The sequence below is a fragment of the Ensifer sp. genome (assembly GCF_031989085.1).
In the GTDB taxonomy this organism is placed as follows: Bacteria; Pseudomonadota; Alphaproteobacteria; order Rhizobiales; family Rhizobiaceae; genus Ensifer.
The window spans coordinates 166,502-185,974 of record NZ_DALZXU010000008.1; the positions used below are offsets into that span (position 1 = coordinate 166,502).

15 protein-coding genes are annotated in these 19,473 nt (G+C 58.8%); 6 read left to right on the forward strand and 9 right to left on the reverse strand.

Features of this window, described 5'->3' with window-relative positions:
• Positions 1–67: 67 nt before the first annotated feature.
• From RTP54_RS25690 to RTP54_RS25700, 3 genes are all read left to right on the forward strand, one after another.
• The gene (locus RTP54_RS25690) at positions 68–1,258 is read left to right on the forward strand and encodes a glycoside hydrolase family 88 protein (RefSeq protein ID WP_312366454.1); all 1,191 of its coding nucleotides are present in this window, start codon (positions 68–70) and stop codon (positions 1,256–1,258) included.
• Positions 1,259–1,322: 64 nt separating this feature from the next.
• Positions 1,323–2,375, forward strand: coding sequence for a LacI family DNA-binding transcriptional regulator (locus RTP54_RS25695; protein ID WP_312366456.1), 1,053 nt, complete (start codon positions 1,323–1,325; stop codon positions 2,373–2,375).
• A gap of 125 nt (positions 2,376–2,500) precedes the next feature.
• Positions 2,501–3,940, forward strand: coding sequence for a sulfatase-like hydrolase/transferase (locus RTP54_RS25700; protein WP_312366458.1), 1,440 nt, complete (start codon positions 2,501–2,503; stop codon positions 3,938–3,940).
• 142 nt (positions 3,941–4,082) lie between these two features.
• On the opposite strand, the gene RTP54_RS25705 is transcribed toward RTP54_RS25700, so the two are convergent.
• The 6 genes from RTP54_RS25705 to RTP54_RS25730 form a co-directional block, all read right to left on the reverse strand.
• Positions 4,083–5,105 carry an ABC transporter ATP-binding protein gene (locus tag RTP54_RS25705; RefSeq protein ID WP_312366612.1) on the reverse strand — a complete coding sequence of 341 codons (1,023 nt, stop codon included), beginning with the start codon at positions 5,103–5,105 and terminating at the stop codon, positions 4,083–4,085.
• Between the two features lie 167 nt (positions 5,106–5,272).
• Positions 5,273–6,826 (reverse strand): sulfatase-like hydrolase/transferase, encoded by a 1,554-nt coding sequence (locus tag RTP54_RS25710; protein WP_312366460.1) that lies wholly within the window; start codon positions 6,824–6,826, stop codon positions 5,273–5,275.
• Position 6,827: 1 nt separating this feature from the next.
• Positions 6,828–7,655 (reverse strand): carbohydrate ABC transporter permease, encoded by an 828-nt coding sequence (locus tag RTP54_RS25715; protein WP_312366462.1) that lies wholly within the window; start codon positions 7,653–7,655, stop codon positions 6,828–6,830.
• Position 7,656: 1 nt separating this feature from the next.
• Positions 7,657–8,601 carry a sugar ABC transporter permease gene (locus tag RTP54_RS25720; RefSeq protein WP_312366464.1) on the reverse strand — a complete coding sequence of 315 codons (945 nt, stop codon included), beginning with the start codon at positions 8,599–8,601 and terminating at the stop codon, positions 7,657–7,659.
• Positions 8,601–9,866, reverse strand: a complete 1,266-nt coding sequence (locus RTP54_RS25725; RefSeq protein ID WP_312366466.1) for a sugar ABC transporter substrate-binding protein — start codon at positions 9,864–9,866, stop codon at positions 8,601–8,603. Before RTP54_RS25725 ends, RTP54_RS25720 begins: the two co-directional genes overlap by 1 nt.
• Positions 9,867–9,905: 39 nt before the next feature.
• A complete protein-coding gene (locus tag RTP54_RS25730) occupies positions 9,906–11,276 on the reverse strand; it encodes an alpha-glucosidase/alpha-galactosidase (protein WP_409517214.1) in 1,371 nt (456 codons plus the stop codon).
• A 144-nt stretch (positions 11,277–11,420) separates the two neighbouring features.
• Here RTP54_RS25730 and RTP54_RS25735 point away from each other — a divergent pair, with 144 nt between their 5' ends.
• Positions 11,421–12,440, forward strand: a complete 1,020-nt coding sequence (locus tag RTP54_RS25735) for a LacI family DNA-binding transcriptional regulator (protein ID WP_312366469.1) — start codon at positions 11,421–11,423, stop codon at positions 12,438–12,440.
• Positions 12,441–12,540: 100 nt separating this feature from the next.
• On the opposite strand, the gene RTP54_RS25740 is transcribed toward RTP54_RS25735, so the two are convergent.
• Complete coding sequence (locus RTP54_RS25740) at positions 12,541–13,431, reverse strand: LysR family transcriptional regulator (RefSeq protein ID WP_312366471.1); 891 nt, start codon at positions 13,429–13,431, stop codon at positions 12,541–12,543.
• Positions 13,432–13,561: 130 nt separating this feature from the next.
• Between RTP54_RS25740 and RTP54_RS25745 the strand changes: the two genes are divergently transcribed.
• Positions 13,562–13,822: a helix-turn-helix transcriptional regulator gene (locus tag RTP54_RS25745; RefSeq protein ID WP_112811949.1), complete on the forward strand. Its 261-nt coding sequence runs from the start codon at positions 13,562–13,564 to the stop codon at positions 13,820–13,822.
• A 446-nt stretch (positions 13,823–14,268) separates the two neighbouring features.
• On the opposite strand, the gene RTP54_RS25750 is transcribed toward RTP54_RS25745, so the two are convergent.
• Positions 14,269–15,195: an alpha/beta hydrolase-fold protein gene (locus RTP54_RS25750; RefSeq protein WP_312366473.1), complete on the reverse strand. Its 927-nt coding sequence runs from the start codon at positions 15,193–15,195 to the stop codon at positions 14,269–14,271.
• Positions 15,196–15,937: 742 nt separating this feature from the next.
• On the opposite strand from RTP54_RS25750, the gene RTP54_RS25755 reads away from it, so the two are divergent.
• On the forward strand, positions 15,938–16,852 hold the full coding sequence (locus RTP54_RS25755) for a three-Cys-motif partner protein TcmP (RefSeq protein WP_312366475.1): 915 nt from the start codon (positions 15,938–15,940) through the stop codon (positions 16,850–16,852).
• On the opposite strand, the gene RTP54_RS25760 is transcribed toward RTP54_RS25755, so the two are convergent.
• The gene (locus RTP54_RS25760; protein WP_312366476.1) at positions 16,807–17,556 is read right to left on the reverse strand and encodes a DUF5131 family protein; all 750 of its coding nucleotides are present in this window, start codon (positions 17,554–17,556) and stop codon (positions 16,807–16,809) included. The genes RTP54_RS25755 and RTP54_RS25760 overlap by 46 nt on opposite strands.
• Positions 17,557–19,473 lie beyond the last annotated feature (1,917 nt).

Below are 19,473 nucleotides of genomic sequence, written 5' to 3' on the forward strand. Positions count from 1 at the left end.
CGAAACTTTCGCTATTGACGAAATTTACGTAATGGGCAAAAAGATTTCCTACACCAGGAGCAAGCCCATGAAAATCGAAACCAGCAGCTACTTTGCAGCCTCCGTCGCCGCAGCCGCCACCTCCGATGCGGATCGACACCAGGCCGCACTCGTTCGCAGCATCGAAAAGCTGCGAAGCACCATGCCGGTCATCGGCATCCGCAATCCGAAAATCGGCTTGAGCGACAATAGCTGGGCCTATTGCAGTCCCTATGATTGGGTCGTCAGCTTTCAAGCGGGACAGCTGTGGCTGGCACTGCAAATGACCGGCGATCCGGCATTCCTCCATGCAGCACGCGCCCGACGCGCCATCTTTCGCGGCATTCTGGCGCATCGTCGCGCCCAGGACCATGATCTCGGCTTCCAGTTTTCTCTGAGCTGCGTGGCCGAATGGCTGATGACCGGCGAGAAAGAGCCGCGCGCAATGGCGCTCGAAGCCGCCAATTTGCTGCTTGGAAGATATCGACCGGAAGGGCGCTACCTTCAGGCGTGGAATGCGCTTCCGACGCATGGTTCCATGCGCGCCGACTTCGCCAACGGCCGGATCATCGCCGACACGATGCAAAACCTCGCATTGCTCTACTGGGCGCACGGCGAAACCGGGCGAGCCGACTTTCGCGAGGCCGCCGATGGCCATGCCGACACCACATTGAAACACCTGGTGCGCGACGACGACACCAGCTTCCACACCTTCCTGTTTGATCCCAGCACCGGCGAAGCGTTGCGCGGAGAAACCCACCAGGGCCATGCCGACGGCTCCTGCTGGTCGCGCGGCCAGGCCTGGCTGATCCATGGCTTTGCCCAATGTGCGCGTGTCACCGGCAACAAATCCTATCTGGATGCGGCCCGCAGGCTTGCCGCCAAGGCCGAGCTTTTGATGGGCGACGACCTCGTTCCCGTGTGGGACTATGACGTTCCTGACCCGAAGAACGCGCCGCGCGACAGTTCGGCCGGCGCGATCATGGCGGCCGGCATCTATATGCTTGCCGACCAGTGCGATGCGGACGAGGCACAGCGCTGGCGCGGGTTCGCAGACCGCCTGATCGCCGGGTTGCTCGACACCTGCGATCTGACAGACGATCCGACCGCACTTGGCCTTCTCGCCCACGGCGCGGCCCATGTCGGATCCGGCTATTCCGACACCATGCTTCCCTATGGTGACTACTATTTCATGGAAGCTTTGATGCGGTCGCTCGGGCATACGCAATTCTTCTGGTAAGCAGGCGAAATGTCAGCCGCCGCGACTCCCAAAACGCGCAGGAATCTGATGGAGTGGGTTTCCAATGACCGATGATCAACTTGCCACACTGACCCTGCGCGATATCGCCGACGCGGCCGGAGTTTCCGTCGCGTCCGTGTCGAAGGTGCTGAACAACCGCGGCGGCGTCAGCGACGAGAGCCGCAAGAAGATCCTGGCGCTGGCGGAAGAGCTCGGCTACCTCGGGCGCAGCGCCCGATCGCTACACAGGGCGGGCATCGGAAGCACCGCCCTGATCGTGCCGGCCGAATATTACTCCGGGTCGCAGTTCTATGAGGATGTGATCCGCGGCGCACTGGACGAGGCAGCTGCGCATTCGCTGAAGGTCGATGTGCAACTTTTGACCCACGACGCCCAGAAGAACGCATCGGAAATCGATGAGTATCTGCGGGGCGCCGCACCGAGCACAATCATCGCTGTCGGGCTGGACGACCGGGCCGCGATCGACCGCCTCGCAGCAAGCGGTGTGCCGACTGTTCTCATCAATGGCATGGATCGCTCGATGCGCATGGACAGTGTCCTGCCCGACAACTGGTCGGCGGGCTGGCTAGCCACGCGTCGCCTCCTGGAGGCAGGCCACCGGGAAATCGTTCATGTGACGCTGCCCCGCAGACTGTCCATGCAGCGTCGTCTCGAGGGGTTTCGCCTGGCGCTGGAAGAAGCTGGAATTGCCTTCGATCCCGAAAGGCACGTTATCGACCTCGGCAAGATGGGGTTCCTGGAAACCCAGGCACAATCGGCCACCCGCCAGGCGCTCGAGAGCGGCAGGCTGGACAAGGCAACAGCACTTTTCTGCAGCATGGACGTGGTTGCACTCGGCGTGATGCAGGCGCTTCAGAGCCAGGGCCTCTCCGTGCCCGACGACTACTCGATCATCGGGCTCGACGACGTGGCTGTTGCCATGCACAGCCGGCCGCCACTGACGACCATCAGCATCGATCGCATCGAACTCGGCCGGATCGGCATTCAACTGCTGATGAAGCGGATCGCCAACGCCGAGGAGAGCATCACGCGCGTCAACATGGGTGTCAAACTGATCGAAAGGGCGACCGTCGGCCCGCCCAGGCATGGCCGCTGAGGTCGGCGAAACCTTCAGCCCCCTTCCCGCCGTCTCCACATCGCATGAAATCGACCGCCGACCTGCACTGGCGGGCGGTCACCCGTTGCGCTGCCTTCTCGCGCAGCCTTTGCAAGGATGTCTCGATGAAGAAGCCCAACATCGTCGTGATTATGGCGGATCAACTTCGCTACGACTTCATCGGCACGCAGTACATGCCGCATCTCCAGGCGCTTCAGGCCGACAGCTGCCTCTTCCCAAACGCCTATTGCGCGTCCCCGCTCTGCGTCCCTTCCCGGGGCGCGTTCTTTACCGGACGGTACCCCAGCTCGACAGGCTGCCTGATCAATCCATGGATCGAGGCGGACAAAGAGCATGGCTTCGTCGATGAAGGCGTCACCAACCTTTACGAATTGCTGTCGGCCGACTGGGATTGCTGGCATGCGGGGAAACAGCACCTGATGTACCAACCACCGCTGGAGACACGCGAGGGCTCGGCGGTCCGGTGGAGCGCGCTTGAAAGCAATTATGACGCGCTCCTCGAAGCAAGAGCACACCGTGTCCCGGGAGGCGCCCGCTTCCGCGGCATCGTTCCGGAATTGACCTCTGGCGCCATCACTTCGGTCGGGAACTATTCGATCCCGGCGACAGGTTGCTACGAGCCGGGTTTCGACAGCTTCTTCGATGGCTACATACTGCAATCATCGCTCGATGCCATCGAAAACCGCGACAGATCGCGTCCTTTCTTCCTGAGCGCGATGTTCCTTGCGCCGCATCCGCCCTTCGACGTGCCGGAGCCGTGGTACTCCTTGGCACGCGAGGTCGACCTGCCTGCCAATGTCGGCCAATGGTTCTCGGGCCAAAGCCCTTTGCAGCTCTACAATCTTCCCGGCTTCGTCGGTGCCCGGTACAGCCGCGACGATTGGAAGGAGATCTGGCGTGTCTATGCCGGTCTCGTCGCCCTTCTCGACCACTGCATCGGCGAACTGGTGACCAGGCTCAAGGCTGAAGGCATCTATGACGAAACGCTGATCCTGTTTACGAGCGACCACGGGGAAATGCTCGGCTCGCATCGCCTCTGGCAGAAGATGTGCATGTACGAGGAAGCCGTCAGGACACCCCTTCTCTTCAAGATGCCCGCAAGTATCGCCGGTGTGGGCGTCTGCGATCACCCTGTCAGCCACATCGATGTTTTACCGACGATCTGCGAAATACTGGGTGTGGAGAAACCAGGCGACCTTCCCGGGTCCTCCCTGCTGTCGGCAATGAGCGGTGAAAGCACGGGCGAGGACGTCTTTATCCAGTATGACGGCAATGGCGCTCTAGGCAATTTCTCGCGATGCATCATCCGAAGATCGCACAAGCTCATCGTCGACATCTTCAAGGATGAGATTTTCTTCGAACTCTACGCGCTGGCAAGCGACCCGCAGGAAACGACAAACCTGATCGTCGAACATGCCGATCTCGCTGCGGAGCTGTTCTCGACGCTGACCGAGCACATGCTGGCGACACGAGATCATGTCGCGCTCGCGCCCGATGCGATTCAACGGTTCATCCTGCGCATGGATGGCCTTGCGTCCGCTTGAGTTCCTGAGCGGCACCAATGAGAAGGTGTCGTCGCAGACATTGGCGACACTCCCCGCTGGATCCTGTTCCTCGAATTTTCAAGCGACGTCGCTCCCTGCATTGGCGCGGTTCGCTGCCAGAACGAGATGATCCTCTCGCTCTTCAGATCCTCGATGCCATTTTGTCTTCAGACAATGCGCGCCCATCAGCCCCGAACCGATGGATCTTGGAAGGAACAGGCGAAAGGAACACGGTATCTCCGTGTTTGACGTCGCACTCCCCGTTCGCACGCGCATTGATCGGGCCGTGTTCGGTGTGCACATGTACGAAGGTGTCCGAGCCGAGATGCTCGGCAACCGTCACTTTGCCTATCCACTCGCCCACAGTCTTCGAGATTTCGACGTGCTCTGGCCGTACCCCGATGGTTTGGGCATTGTGCCTGTCGGCCGCCGAACCTTCGAGAAAGTTCATCTTCGGCGAGCCGATGAAACCGGCAACGAAAAGATTCCTTGGGCTGTTATACAGCTCCAGGGGCGAACCGACCTGCTCGATATCGCCTGCGTTCAGCACAACGATCTTGTCTGCCATGGTCATCGCCTCCACCTGATCGTGGGTGACGTAGATCATCGTGGTCTTCAACTGGTGGTGCAGTTCCGAAATCTCCAGCCGCATGGCACCGCGCAACGCCGCATCCAGATTGGACAAGGGTTCGTCGAATAGGAAGGCGGTGGGCTGACGCACGATGGCGCGTCCGATCGCGACCCGCTGGCGCTGCCCGCCGGAAAGTTGGCCTGGCCGGCGCTCCAGATAATTGGTGAGGTTGAGGACCTCCGCAGCCTCCCTTACCTTCCTGTCGATGACGTCCTGGCTCTCGCCCGCCATTTTCAGCGGGAAGGCAATGTTCTTCGCAACCGACATATGCGGATAGAGCGCATAGGACTGGAACACCATCGCGAGCTTGCGTGCGGCCGGCGCTTCGCGCGTGACGTCGCGACCACCGATCGAGATCGTTCCCGCGGTCGTGTCTTCCAGGCCCGCGATGAGGCGCAGAAGCGTCGACTTTCCGCAGCCAGACGGTCCGACGAACACGACGAACTCCCCGTCATCTATCTCAAGGCTGATACCGGGAATGATCGTCGTCGAACCAAACGACTTCGTCACTCTATCCAGAACTATGTTTCCCATGATCCCTCCCATTCGTCGATCGCTCGACCGCCGCGCCAATTCGCGCTCGGCCATGCTCGACAATCATCTTTGCCAACTGCAGTTGAAGCGCGGTCGAAGCCGAGCGGGCATAACCGCCCGCTCAAGGCGCCGTTTTGCCAAACACCGCTGTTTCGTCTGGCCGAAAACTATGTCCCCGAACCATCGGCGGTGGCCTTTGGTCCAAACGTGCCCATCGCCGTCAGGATGTATGGATCGAAGATGTCGTCGCCGCGATCGATGGCGAACCGCCACAGCCGGACATAGAGATCCCGAACGATCGGTCGCAAATCTTGCGGGATCCGGTCCAGGTGACCGGCGCCGAGATTGCGCACGCTCGCGTCGACCGCAAGCAGGTTGTGCATTTCGCCCGGATCCGCATCGAGCTCGTAAAGTTCATCATAGTCGAACGCATTGTAGACGAGCTTCCACCTGTTTCTCACGATGATCCGCTGGATGCCGTAGGCCTCGTTGCCGTTCGACTGGAAGACGATGTCTTGCCGAACAGGTTCGGGCCCGCCGGCCCTCAGCCAGCCGGCGATCGAGCGTCCCGACATTCCTGTGGGCGGAACGACATGGCAGAGTTCGCTCAGTGTCGGTCCGAAATCGGCGAGTGACACCGGCGTCCGGCAGCGCGTTCCCGCGAGACCGGGCTCGATGCCCGGTCCTCCCAAGACGAACGGCACCGAGTAGGCCGATTGAAAGCAGGGCAAACCCTTTCCCCAGAGGCCATGCTCCCCCGCATAGTCACCATGGTCGGACGTGAACACAACGATCGTATCGTGCAGTTGCCCGGTCTCCTCCAGGGCAGACAGCAATCGACCGAACAACGCATCCTCGTAGCTGCAGAATGCCATGTAGTGCCAGAGCGCGTCGCGCTGTTCCTCGACGCTCATCTGGTCGAAGCGGTCCCTTGTCCGGCGATAGAAGGCCGGCTTGTCCGCCATCGTGTCACTGAAATTTGCAGGAAGAACGATTGCGTCCCGATCGTACAGATCGAGGAAGCGCTTCGGCGGTATATAGGGGTCGTGCGGACCGAGCGTGCCGACGTAAAGACACCACGGCTCTTCCGTTTCCAGGTTCTGACGGCCGCGAATGAACGAAACGCCTTGTTCCACCACCGCGGCATCCCCAAACGGATCCTCGTTCGTGGCATAGTGAACGTAACGCGGCCAGCCGGGCCTGAGAATTTCGCCAGCCTCGCGAACGGGGCCCGAGATTGGGCGCTCATCGAGCCTTGCCAATTCGCGCCGGCGGGCGTCGGCCCGCTGTCCGTCAAGATCGAGACCCCTGCCCGGCTGGGAAGGTGACGTCAGTTCATGCCAACCGAAATCGGACGGTGGCTGGGCGTTGCTGACATGCCATTTGCCGGAATGAGCGAGTGCGTAACCGGCGTCGACAAAGGCACGCGACCAGAACGGGACGCCCGGCCTCGGTCCCCGCGACAGCGCATTGCCGACATTGACGTTGTTCCAGACGCCGTGCTCGGAGGGATAGGTGCCGGTGAAAAAGCTCGCCCGCGAGGGACAGCAATGCGGCGACGTCGTGAACGCGTCGGTGAAATCCACCGCCCCGCTCCGGAAACGGTCGAGGTGCGGCGTCTTTGCGCGGCACCACGTGCCGTCGCGAATTGTCGACCCGTTCTGTTGATCGGTCATGAAAATCAGCACGTTCGGCTGTTGTTTCTTCGTGGGCGTGGCCATGTCACTTCATTCCCGTCGTCGCAATGCCTTCGATGAACCGCTTCTGGAGCACCAGAAACAAAAGGATCATCGGCAATTCGGCCATCAACGAACCCGCCATCAGCATTGGAAAGTCGGTGATGTATTCGCCGCTCAGGGTGGAAATGCCGGCCGAGAGGTTCAGGTTCGAGGAGGTCGAGATGATCACCAGCGGCCATAGAAGCTCGTTCCAGGTCCAGAGGGCCGTAAAGATGGCCAGGGCTACCAGCCCTGGTTTGGCGAGCGGCAGCATGATCAGATAGAAGACCTGGAGGCGGTTTGCACCATCGAGACGGGCCGCTTCGTCTAGCGCTTCCGGCAGAGTGAGGAAAAACTGACGCATGAGGAAAGTACCGAAAGCGCTGAACAGACCCGGCGCGATCATCGCGGTGACCGTGTCGAGCAGGCCGACCGACTTCATGATCTCGGTCTGCGGCAGAAGGTAAATTTCCCGCGGAACCATCATGATCGCCAAAAGCATGACGAAAAGCGTGTTGCGAAAGGGAAAACGCAGCCGCGCGAACGCGTAGCCGGCCATCGAGCAGAAGACGAGTTGTGCAAGGGTGCGCGTGACGACCGACACAATCGAATTGCTGAACATGTCGGTGAAGGGGATGCGCTGCAAAACCCGTTCATACGCATCGAAATCGAATGCCGCGGGGAAAAGCTGCGGCGGCACCTGCAGCGCTTCCGTCTGCGTCTTGAAGGTGGTCATCACCTGCCAGAAGAAGGGGAAGACCATCACAAGCGCGGATACGATCAGCACCCCATGCACGATGGCGTGGGCGCGCACGCTCTGTGAAGACGCCATTCTAGCCATAATGCACCCATTTCTTTTGAAGGCGGAATTGGACTGCAGTCGTCAGCATGATCATGCCAAGCAGACTGACCACGATGGCTGCGGCATAGCCGCGATTGTGCTCGACGAAACCGACCTCGAAGAAGTAGGTGACGATGGTCTGGGCGTCGTTGAACACCGGGTTCTTCGGGCCGACCATAATGTACATAAGGTCGAATACCTGCAGTGACTTGATGACGTTTAGAACCGCGACCAGGAAGATCGTCGGAGAGATCATCGGCAGAGTGACATGAAAGAACCGCTGGACTGGTCCCGCACCGTCGAGTTCGGCTGCCTCGTGCAGGTCGTGCGGGACGGTCTGCAGACCCGACAGGATTAGAATGATGCTCTGTCCGAGGCCGGACCAGATGCCCACCATCGCCACCGCAACTATGACGATCCCGGGCTCGGTCAGCCACGCGACCGGCGGAATGCCAAGCATCATCAGCCCCTGGTTGATTGGTCCGTAATCGACGTTGTAGAGCAACTGCCAAACCATGCCGACGGCGGCCGGCATGGTGACCACCGGCAGGAAGAAGAGCACCCTGTAGACACTCAGATACTTGAGCCTCGGCGTATTCAGAAGCGCCGCAAAGACTATGGCAAGCGGCACTTCCAGCAAGCCGACCAATGCATAAAGCAGGGAGTTGCCGAGGGCTCGCCACATGGTCGGGTCTTCGACGAGATGTCTGTAGTGTTTCAACCCGACGAATGTTTCCCCCCGGAAAACACCCGTCTGCATGAAGGACAGCTCGAAACTACGCAGGATGGGATAGAAGTAGAGGACGGCCACGCCCACGAAAAGCGGAAGGATCAGGAGATATCCCGTCATGGCCTCCCGGTGGCGCTCGCTCAGTTCGAAGCGTGCCCCGGACCGGCGGGCGGTGGCGCATGGCGCTGTGGGAATGGCCGCCGTCATTACAACGCTGCCTCGGCGTCAAGCGCTTCCTGCATCGATGACTGTAGCGTCTTCAGGCCATCCTCGACGCTCACCTTGCGGCTGAGGATCTCGACCAGCGCACTGTTGGTCGCCTTTTGCCAGACCGACGAATTGAGCGAGACCGGCATCGCAAAGGTGTCGGCGATCTGCCGGGTTATCGGAGTCACATCAAATGACTTGGAAAAGTAGTCGATAAAGTTCCTGTCGAACTCGGGATAAGCCGACAGCGCCACTCCGGAGCGGGTGTAGATATCCGCCGCCTCTTTCGAGCCGAGGAACTCGACGAACCTGTAGCTCTCCTCCGGATGCTTCGCGCCCGCGCTGATCATGTTGCCAAGCGAAGACGTCGATGCGGACCCGTTCTTCGGTCCTTTCGGCAGGGTCACGATGGCAATGTTGCCATCCTTGGCCAATTGCGATGCGGCAAAGCTCACACCCATCCATGAGCCCGTCTGCAACATCGCCACCTTTCCGGAGAGGAACAGGCTGTTGGCGTCCGTCGAAGCCAGTTGCTCGAGAGTGGGGCTGGAACCGGCGTTGATGATGTCGACCCAATACTGGGTCCCGTCCACCGCCTCCTTGGTATCCCACTGCGCCGTCCTGCCGTCTGGCGACAGGATGGATCCGCCGGCCTGATGGATCGTCCCGAGCACGGTCGCGCGAAAATCGAGCGAGACGGCGGTGCCCCATATACCGGCCTCCTTGTTGGTCAAGGCCTTTGCCGCCGTCTGGAAATCCGCCCAGGTCCAACCGTCCTTGGGCTCTGGCAAACCAGCCTCCTTGAACAGCTTCTTATTGTACCAGGCAACGAGGGCATCACGGTTGTTGGGAAGTGAATACAGCTTACCGTCATAGCTGTAGATCGTGCGCATTGCCTCGGGAATGGCACTGACATCGAAGCCCGCCGCCGCCACCTGGTCGTCGATCGGTTGCAGCATGCCTTGCGAGGCATAGAGCGGGAAGTTGAACGGGTTCATCCAGAACACGTCCGGCAGCGCATCGTTCGACGCTTCGGTCTGCAGCTTCGTCCAGTATTTTGAGAACGGGGTGATCTGGATGTCGATCTTTATACCCTCGTTCTTCTGTTCGAACGCGTCGGCAATCTTGCGGAACGTAGGCTGCTGCGACTGATCCCAGATCGCATAGCGCAGCGTAACGTCTTCGGCCGATGCAGGCGTTGCCAGCGTGCATCCAAGCAACGCGGCCCCGATCAGTTTAAGCCAGTTCTGTGTGTTCGGTTTCATCTTCGCTCCTCCACGATTGAAACAACAGGAATATCGGTGTCAGGCCGCCCGCTTGGATCCAGTCGGCCTGGCCCATTCAGGCACCCACTCTCCATGGGCGGCGAGAAGAGCGTCCGTGAGCTGCCAGATCTGCTCGAGGTCGAGTTCGGCGGCGGTGTGCGGATCCATCATCGCGGCATGGTAGAGATGCTCGCGGTTCTCGGTCATGAGTGCCGCAACGGTCAGTTCCTGCACATTGATGTTGGTGCGCATGAGTGCGGTGAGCTGCGGCGGCAAGTCGCCGATATAGGTCGGCTGGATCCCGGCCGCATCGACAAGGCAAGGTACTTCCGCCGCGCAATTGGGCGGCAGCGAGGTGATGCAGCCATTGTTGCGGATGTTGCCGTAGACAACGGCGGGCTCGCCGGTCCAGACCGCATTCATGATCGCCGAAGCGTACTCCTTGCTCTTGCTGACTTCGATCGTCTCGGCGGTGCGATAGCTGTCGGCAATGCCCTTCCACCGCGCCATCTGCTCGACGCAGCGCGTCGGATATTCGTCAAGCGGAATGCCGAACGACTCGATCAGATCGGGCCGCCCGTCCTTGATGAAGTAGGGCGTGTATTCGGCGAAGTGTTCCGAGCTTTCGGTGACGAAATAGCCGAGCCGGGCGAGCATTTCGTAACGAACCTTGTTGGGGCAGCGCGCCCGCACCGGATTGGGCTTCGGAAAGCGGCCCTCGCGGTAGCCGCGCTGAAGATCAGGATAAAGACTGCGATAGCTTCCGTCGCCCTGCCGGTGCTCCAGCGTCAGGAAGAATGCCATGTGGTTGATGCCCGCGGAGCGGTAGCGAATGTCCGCAACCGGGATATCCAGATCGTATGCGAGCTCGGCGACAGTACCCTGCACCGAGTGGCAGAGACCCACCTGCTTGATGGTCGGGTATTTCTCGGCGATCGCCCATGTGTTGATCGCCATCGGGTTCACGTATTGCAGCAGGATCGCGTCGGGGCAGACTTGCAGCATGTCCTCGCAGATCGACCAAAGATGCGGCACTGTGCGCAGCCCGCGCATGATTCCACCGACGCCGAGTGTGTCGGCGATCGTCTGGCGAAGGCCAAAGGCCTTCGGAACCTCGAAGTCAGTGACCGTGCAAGGCTCAAAGCCGCCGATCTGGAAAGCGACCACGACGAAGTCGGCGCCCTCCAGGGCTTGCCGCTGATTGGAATATGTCCTGACTTGTGCGCTCGCTCCCAGCGTCTTGACGAGTTTGCCCGCAACGATCTCACTCTCGCGTAGGCGCTCGGCATCGATATCCATCAGGGCGATCGTTGCACCCGCCAGCGCCGGACGCTGCAACACATCACCAATGATGTTCTTCATGAACACCGTCGAGCCCGCGCCGATGAATGTGATTTTTGGTACCCGCAAAACCGATCCTCCTCGTGTCACCCCAAAAAAGGAGCTGATAACACGTGTTATTTCCTAACTAACACGTGTTATTAGATTTGACGGATGGCTTGTCAAGTGGTTACATCTGGCCAACCTGGAAATTGGCGGCGGAATTTTTGCTTCATGAGAAAATCGACCAGTCGTGACGTCGCCGAGCGCGCCGGCGTCTCACGCTCAACCGTCTCACTCGTTTTGAGCGGATCGACCCAGGTCTCAATCAGCCACGAGACACGAGAGCGGGTCCGAGCTGCGGCCGAGGCATTAAATTACCAACCGAACCGGGCGGGTCGAATGCTCGTACGCGGCGACACCGAGACACTTGGCATCATCGTCACCGACCCGTTGCTGCTGGCCGTGGACGGCTTCATAGCCTTGCTCTTGCAAGCCATCATCGCCAGGAGCCGGGAGGGGGGCTATCGCGTGATGATCGACTACGTGTCCGACGACAGCCAGAGAACGTACCGGGACCTCATGCATGAAGGCGCAGTGGATGGCTTGCTTGTCATCAGCCCGCGCACGAAGGATGCCGACCTGAGCGCGGTCATCGAGACTGGTTTTCCGGTGGTCCTTGTCGGCGGCATCGGGCACCCGGACGAGTTTTCGATTTCCCTGCCCACGCGACAAGCCATTCGTACTCTTGTCGATCACCTCGTCGCTCTCGGGCACAAACGAATTGCCTATGTTAGTTTTGCGCCCAGCGACATTTTCGCAACCCACGTCCGCGTTGGGGCCTACACCGCAAGCCTTGCAGGACATGGAATACCCTTTGATCCCGCGCTTGTTGTTCATGCCAATTATAGCGCAGCGAGCGGCCGGGATGCCGTCATGGCTCTTCTCGAAGCGCCAGGGCAAAGGCCGACCGCGATCATGGCCGGCAATGACACGGTCGCAATTGGGGCCCTACGCGCCATCGCTGAACATGGCTTGCGCGTCCCTGAGGATGTGTCGGTGGTCGGCTTCGACGACCTTCCCTTCGCCGCTTGCCTTAATCCACCCCTGACGACCATTCACCACGACGCGGATCTACGAGCCCAGCTCGCAGTCCAAGCTCTGACACGTCGCATCCGCGGCCAAACAATCGAAGACCGCCACCTGGAGGTTCCGGCCGAACTGGTGGTTCGCTCATCTACAGGTCACAGATAAATTGCTCGCCATTGAACGTCGTACCCGCCGTCCTCGGTTCCTGTTTTCTAGAGAGGAACATCAGCGATTGCGACTATGACCAACCTTGGCCACCCCGCCCTCACCTGCCCGCCCTGACCAACGACCGCGCGATATCGATGATGTCGTCACGGGCCGCCGTCGGATCGTCCTTCGACCAGGCGACGCCGAGGCCAATCCTGAAGTCCACTCCCCTCACCTTTCGAAGCTCGAAGTTGCGGTTCGGCAGATCGAGCGTCCATTCCGGCGCAAAGCCGATGCCAAGACCGGCCGATACCAGTGACACCAGCGAGAACGTGTCGTCACAGGTATAGGCGACGCTCTTAGCCAGATCATGCTCCTCGAACTTCTCTGCGAAATAGCGCTCGGTATAGGAGAGGTTCTGCCGCGAGAACGAGATGATCTTCTCGCCCTTAAGATCCTCAATGTCGATCTCGCTTCGGGAGAGCAGCGCGCTCTTCTTCTCCAGCGCCAGCAGGTAGCGCTCATGGGCGATCGAGAAGAACCGGAGCGAACCGATGTTTTCGACCGGGCGGATGAAGCCGAGATTGATCTGACCGTTTTCCAGCCCGCGGATGATGTCGTTGGTCGAGCCACTGGAAATATGCAGCTCGATATCCGGATACTTGCGGCCGATGCGCGCCAGGAACGCTGGCAGAACCCCGATGGTTGCCCGATAGACCGTTCCGATCCGGATCTTTCGAACCGCCTTGCCGGCAACCGAGCGCACCATCTCGGCCGACAAATCGACATCGCCAAGGATCCGGATACAGCGATCGTAGAAGACCGCCCCTGCCCTCGTCAGTTCCACCCGCCTCGTCGAGCGGATAAACAGCTGCACGCCGAGTTCCTTCTCCAGCGACTGGATCTGACAGCTCAACGCCGGCTGGGCGATATGCACCCGAGCCGCCGCCCGACCGAAATGCAGCTCCTCGGCAACCGCCACGAAGTAGGAGAGTTGGCGAAGTTCCATTGCAACGCTCCAATTTGGTCACGACGCGTCGTATTCGGCAACGAAGGATGCCGCTGCAGAACTCGTGTATCTAATAATATGTAGAATATACTCTATGGATTAACGCTACGCAAGGTGGTGGCGATGCTCTATGGACACCCGTGCGCGCATAGCCTGGAATCTCCGGCACATACGGTCTTCGAAGAAGATCACGCAGGAGCATCTGGCGGTTGATGCGAATGTGGATAGAACCGCGATCAGCGGTATCGAACGGGGGGAATACAATCCCTCCGTTGACCTGTTAGATCGACTAGTGGCCGCTTTGAGCGTCGATATTTCAGATCTGTTCGTGGACCGAGAAGATTCCGGCTCGCCGCCAGAACCATTGAAGGCAGGCAGGAAGCCAAAATAGTTGCACCCTGGAGCAACATGGCTCTTTTCGTTCCGATCGATACATTATGCGACCATTTTGGCCCAAGAAGTGAACATCACAGCAAGAAGCCGTGCAAGGCTCGTGGGAGCATGATTCTGCCAGCTGCCAAGGCGACGTCCACCAAGTCTGTGAACGGCAGCCTTGCGCGTTCCATTCCCGCCGTTCACGCGGCCGCGAGATCTCCCCAAAGCAGCCGCTCGGCCAATTTGGGCTGAATGTCCCAGTTGGGGTGGAAGCGGCCTAACCACTTTCAGGCTGACGGAGGACGAAGCGGCCATTCGGCATCGCAAAAGGTCAGTCGCGTAGGACCGACTTTTGCACCTGACCTTTGCGACGCAAATTCCACTGAAAATTCAGCGCGGCTGGTATGCTCGCAAAACTTAAGAATTGCGCGGTAGCTTCGTTCCAGTTTTCGATGCGAATCGTCAGCGCACTGACAGAAGGTACTCCAAGCCCTGCGTGAAGCCACGCGGCGCGACCGTGAGGTGATCCTCGTCGTCCAAGACCGCCGACTTCAATTGCAGGTTCGGATACTTTCGCCTCTGCAATGCTACTTCTAGGGCCCGGTTGTCGGCGACCATATCTACCGTCTGATTGTAGCGCCGGTCGCCTTTCCGCTGCGCCTCATAGGCGCCGACATAAAGATAGACCTTCGCCGACAGGTCCTTGTTCTGCGTGGCGTAATCCTTTTCGAGCTTCAACGTGTGGCGCTTGTCGTACCAGAGAGAGGGGCTACCGAGGATATAGCCACTAAACAAGCCAGGTTCGGTGAACAGGATCTGTGCGCCAAGCAAAGCGCCGTACGAGTGGCCAAGGAAGAGCGATCTGGCGGGATCCGTCCGATAGCGGGCGGCGATAAATGGTTTCACCTGATCACCCAAATATCGCTGATAGGCCCGTCCCTGCCCATGGATCGCACTAGCTGGTGCGCTCTTTGGACCGTTCGACGTAGGGGTGTAGTCGCGCTGACGGCTGAGCTTGCCATCCTCACCCTTTCCATAAGACAAACCGACGAGAATGAACTCCTCGATCCGGGCCCCTTCGACGTTCAGACGGCGGCCGATCTGCCGGATGACCGGGAAAGCGTAGTCAGCGTCGGTGACGTAAAGCACGGGGTAGCGCCGCTGTGGTTCCTTCGCATAGGACGGTGGTAAGGCGACGAAGACTTGGTAACCGCGACCGGAAACCGGATCGGGCACATCCCAGACTTCGCTATCTATGATCTCGTATGCGCGCCCCTCTCCCAACTGAGCTTTTGGAGTCGACTGAGCGTACGTGTGCGTCGGGCCACTAGGAACGCTGAAGCCGGCGATGACAGCTATCAGTAAGGTATTCAGAAAACATCGTCGCATGTGAAGTCTCCGCGCGTAGGGCTACGATGGTGTGGACCACTAATGGCGTACACGCGCGGCATTAAGGCTAAGATTTTATCAAATGGTTTCGTACTTAACAAAACGTCACGGCTGAGATTGGTGGTTTGGGCTGTCAGCTAGCCAAGCTGTAAGGCTGTCCGTAATTTGTCACAAAAATTCCGAAACCTGCGACAGATATGATTCAAGATGACAGGGACCTACATGGCCCGCTTAAGTCGTCTTCGTTTGCTATCATCGAACAGCCGCAATGGGGTCAGAAGCGGTCATAGAGGTCGCCCGCGCGCTATTGCAGCTATGTCACCCAGCTTCCAGGACCGGACGGCAACCGGCCCCACTTGAGACGCTCGGGTCGCACTGACTAAGTATCTGCTCCTGGCGCTCCTCACGCGTTCAGATCACTCGACGACCGGAAGCCGGCGGCACGGATGTCTCCCTATCCCTCGCCTTGAACGGGATTGAGCAGTCGCCTGGTCTAGGGGGGCCGATCACGACTTACCGGTCAAACTTTGAGCGTGCCCGGTGTGTGGTCAACTAAGGGTCGTCGCAGGAAGTCAGCATGGCGGTTGATAACCGGGAACCGGAATCGACTAACCGTGGCAAATCTGTGGGTACTTCGCAACCCAACATTGAGTATTTGTTATAACTTGAATCTATTAGGTATACGTTTCAAGTGATTCGACGAGCTGGAATACTCGCGACCTTGATTTCCGGTGGGGACCCGATGAAATCAATTGGCGAACACGAATTTGGTGGTCAACATACTGAGATAAAACTCGCGATTGTTGAGAAATATTTGAAGGCTTACTCCACCGCCCTTCGCCAGAAGTTCAAATCTATTTGGTACATTGATGCGTTTGCGGGAACCGGCTCAAGAACCGTGAGGATCGAGGCCAAGGACGGTGACCTTCTGGACGCGCCGGTTCCCGAGCGCGTGGAAAGTCGGCGCGGCTCTGCAAAAATCGCATTGGACATTCAGCCCGCGTTTGACCGGCTTATATTCATGGATCAAAAGTCAGCGCACTGTGCCGCTTTGGAGGGGCTAAAGGCTTCTCACCCTGATCGCGACATTCATGTCCTCCAAGGCGACGCTAACGCAATCATCCAAGAGAACATCAACCGTGTGAACTGGTCGTCGCGACGGGCAATAATGTTCCTCGACCCCTACGGAATGGAGGTGGCCTGGGAGACATTGCAGGCAGTCGCAAAAACCCAAGCTATTGACGTTTGGTTCCTGTTCCCACTGTCAGGGCTTTATCGGCAGGCAGCGCGCAACATTAGCGCCGTAGATGCTAGCAAGCGTAGGGCACTCACTAACATGCTCGGCACGGATGAATGGGAGGCGGAGCTCTACAGTCCAGTACCTCCACCTGCTGATCTGCTTGGCAGTCTAGAAGCACCCGAAGAGCGGCAGCGAAATGCGGACGTTGCGGGTCTCGAGACCTACGTAAAGCGGCGCCTTCAGACTATTTTTCCGCTAGTTGCTGATCCGTTTCCGTTGCCCCCGCAAAAGAAGCCCCAGCGATTTTCGCTGTTTTTTGCAGCGTCGAACCCATCCCCAAAGGCGATCGACCTAGCAAACCGATTTGCCCGTCACATCATTAGCGCTGGCATTTCATCCCAAGTTCGTCCGCGATAAGAGCGGCCCGCTGCCTTCTTGTTCTTCCCACCCCATTGCTTGAAGAAGAAAGCAGTATTGCCGTCGGTGCACAGGTCGAAAATTTCGTCGATCCAAGTCGGGTCCATAGGCCGCGCTTGTGGGCCAGACTCGCCGCCAACGATTACCCAATGGATACCTCGCAGACTTCCTCCGGAAACTGAACCTATGAGCGGCTCAAAGGAAACGAAGCGAACAGCGGCGGGAACGTCTCGCAATTCGTCAAGACGGTGAATTACACGACCATCTTCCACACTTGCGCCGAGCCAGACGTTAGGAAGCACATCGAAACCATTCTTAAGGATGGCCGCCATCCTGTCCGGTCGTTTCGTCAAGATTTGATAAGTATGCCGACGTGTCTCTGCCATGACCGACCAGACCTTTCGGACAAAGTCGATCGGTATGTCCGGATGAAACAGGTCTGACATCGAGTTGACAAACACATTTCGTGGACGAGACCATGCTATGGGGATTTGGAGAGCGTTTTCGTCAAGGTACAATGCCCCGGTCCACTTAGGGCGACCGCCAGACTTCCGTGTTAAATTGCGATACTTTTCGACACCCATCGCCTCTAGGCGAGCAGCCATGCGCATAGCGTAACAATTGGTGCAGCCGGCGCTCATAATCGTGCATCCCGCAACAGGGTTCCACGTTGCATCTGTCCATTCAATAGAGGTTTCAGCCATCGCCAACTCCTAGGTCACCGGGCATTGTACCATGTCTGGTAAACAATCCCCTAAGTTGCGGCCAGCAGGCTTTTGAAGGAGATTGGTCGCTTGACCTCGTTCATTTTAGTCGATCATTAACTATATGAATTAACGTCTAAAATTTCACCAACGGAAGCAAACAGGATAGACGTTTCTGTCAGCCGGACCCCTTTTTTTGCACAATGACTATCGATAGGTACTCAATATCGATCGTTATCTATCCTGCCTTCGTTATCTACCCAAGACGTCGGTGACGGGGTCTCATGACATGGCGCGTCCGACAAACCGGAAGTCCTCTTCGAAGTTCGCTCAGCAGGGTCGACTAGATGATGCCGTTCCCCCCCCTCCCCGTCCCAATTGGCCAGAAGAATAATCGCGGATACGTACCAAGCCTGCCGGCTCACGGCGGCCTCTCCTTCCTCCACGGTCCAATGATGCGCCTTGCTGTCCCACGGAGATTTCCATGAAATGAAGGGCGTTAAGGCATGACCTTAGGCTTAAAGCGGGAATGGAGGTGCTCGCGAACCGCGTCATCAGTATCGTAGTGGCATCCGCCCCTGGCTATGGTCACCAAGAGGGGTATAGCAGTGTGTCAGTGTGTTTGTACCACGTCCAAACAGATGCCATTACCCGAACAGACCGAGGGCTCTCGATCAAAGCGAAGCTGAAAAATCGGGACACATTCGCAGCAATCGAAATCGCCAGGTCGTGAAACGAATTTCGAGGGCAATGCAGGGCGTGCATGATTTGGAAAATGGTTCGCCGTGCTAAGCGCCGAGGTTTTCGGATCCAGCCCAGCCTCAACCGTTCGTCGCATGAACATGCCGGGACGTCCGGCAGCTTTACGTGGCGCACGGCCCACGCGTTCATCGTTCGTGCGATTGATGCAAACCTTGAGACGCTAGGCCACGGAGGTCAGTTGCGAAAGCGTCTACCTATGAAAACCGGCGCGATTGGCAGCGTGACGGCGAAAGCGGGAGGGAGCGGCTCGCTCACTTCTAATGCTCGGCAGAAGACTGGCTCATATTGCCGCCCCAGTGTTCTCCAATCTCTCGGCAGACGATCGTTGCGAAGGGTCGACATTACCTCCCTCCTCCCAGACGACGCGCCGACGACGGCGATCGGTTCCGATTGGGATATTCGGCCCGCATCTCGATCATGCCGGACAGGGCATTCCGTACTGCGCGAGCGATCCTTGCCCGCATGCGCTTTTCAAGGCGTCAGGCAGTCTGAACGATCATCTCACAGTGCGTGGCGCCGTTGGCGATCTTCTTCTGAATACAAAAATCGGGGCGCGGGTGACAGTCCGCGTCTCAGCCACCTCGACTTTGAACTGAAACAGAACCGGCGCAACGCAGCGACCGGGGCAAAAGAAGGCATGATATCGCGTGCGCCCCATGATCGGTACTCCATCAAAACTGAAGTACGGAGAGCTCCGGGGCAATCGACACGGTTTGCCGGGTAAACAATGACGCCGTTGACGTCGACGCTGGCTGTTGGTCGCCGGCGATCAGCACGGTTTGGGGGCGGCGAAGCCCAGCAGAGTTGGCGGGCGGCGCCGGTCTTTGCACCACCTGGGGAGGACCCGCCTGCCCGCTGGTATCCCCTTGCTGCCACGGCACCTGCAATCCGCCAGCCTCGCCGCCTTGTAGACACTGGACATTTGCCGACATGGCTGGGCACGCTCAAGGTCTGCGATGCGACGGTGCGACTTCGACCTGCCTGTATGTTGGCTGTTACGTCATCATGCGGAGGACCTCGCCGGCCCGCCCTGGCGCGTGGCGTCACTCGAAAGCGTTGCGCAGTTAGCGTGCGGGCGCTGATCCTTGGGCGAGCCTAAACCGGAAGATCGTTTCGCCACGGCCTGACACGACGATCCGCAGAGTAATAGATAGC

Bases quoted from the DNA above. Each gene is read 5' to 3' on its own strand.
- RTP54_RS25690 (WP_312366454.1), top strand. From the start codon at position 68: ATGAAAATCGAAACCAGCAGCTACTTTGCAGCCTCCGTCGCCGCAGCC.
- RTP54_RS25745 (WP_112811949.1), top strand. From the start codon at position 13,562: ATGGACACCCGTGCGCGCATAGCCTGGAATCTCCGGCACATACGGTCT.
- RTP54_RS25735 (WP_312366469.1), top strand. From the start codon at position 11,421: ATGAGAAAATCGACCAGTCGTGACGTCGCCGAGCGCGCCGGCGTCTCA.
- RTP54_RS25705 (WP_312366612.1), bottom strand. From the start codon at position 5,105: ATGGGAAACATAGTTCTGGATAGAGTGACGAAGTCGTTTGGTTCGACG.
- RTP54_RS25700 (WP_312366458.1), top strand. From the start codon at position 2,501: ATGAAGAAGCCCAACATCGTCGTGATTATGGCGGATCAACTTCGCTAC.
- RTP54_RS25695 (WP_312366456.1), top strand. From the start codon at position 1,323: ATGACCGATGATCAACTTGCCACACTGACCCTGCGCGATATCGCCGAC.
- RTP54_RS25760 (WP_312366476.1), bottom strand. From the start codon at position 17,556: ATGGCTGAAACCTCTATTGAATGGACAGATGCAACGTGGAACCCTGTT.
- RTP54_RS25755 (WP_312366475.1), top strand. From the start codon at position 15,938: ATGAAATCAATTGGCGAACACGAATTTGGTGGTCAACATACTGAGATA.
- RTP54_RS25740 (WP_312366471.1), bottom strand. From the start codon at position 13,431: ATGGAACTTCGCCAACTCTCCTACTTCGTGGCGGTTGCCGAGGAGCTG.
- RTP54_RS25715 (WP_312366462.1), bottom strand. From the start codon at position 7,655: ATGGCGTCTTCACAGAGCGTGCGCGCCCACGCCATCGTGCATGGGGTG.
- RTP54_RS25720 (WP_312366464.1), bottom strand. From the start codon at position 8,601: ATGACGGCGGCCATTCCCACAGCGCCATGCGCCACCGCCCGCCGGTCC.
- RTP54_RS25725 (WP_312366466.1), bottom strand. From the start codon at position 9,866: ATGAAACCGAACACACAGAACTGGCTTAAACTGATCGGGGCCGCGTTG.
- RTP54_RS25710 (WP_312366460.1), bottom strand. From the start codon at position 6,826: ATGGCCACGCCCACGAAGAAACAACAGCCGAACGTGCTGATTTTCATG.
- RTP54_RS25750 (WP_312366473.1), bottom strand. From the start codon at position 15,195: ATGCGACGATGTTTTCTGAATACCTTACTGATAGCTGTCATCGCCGGC.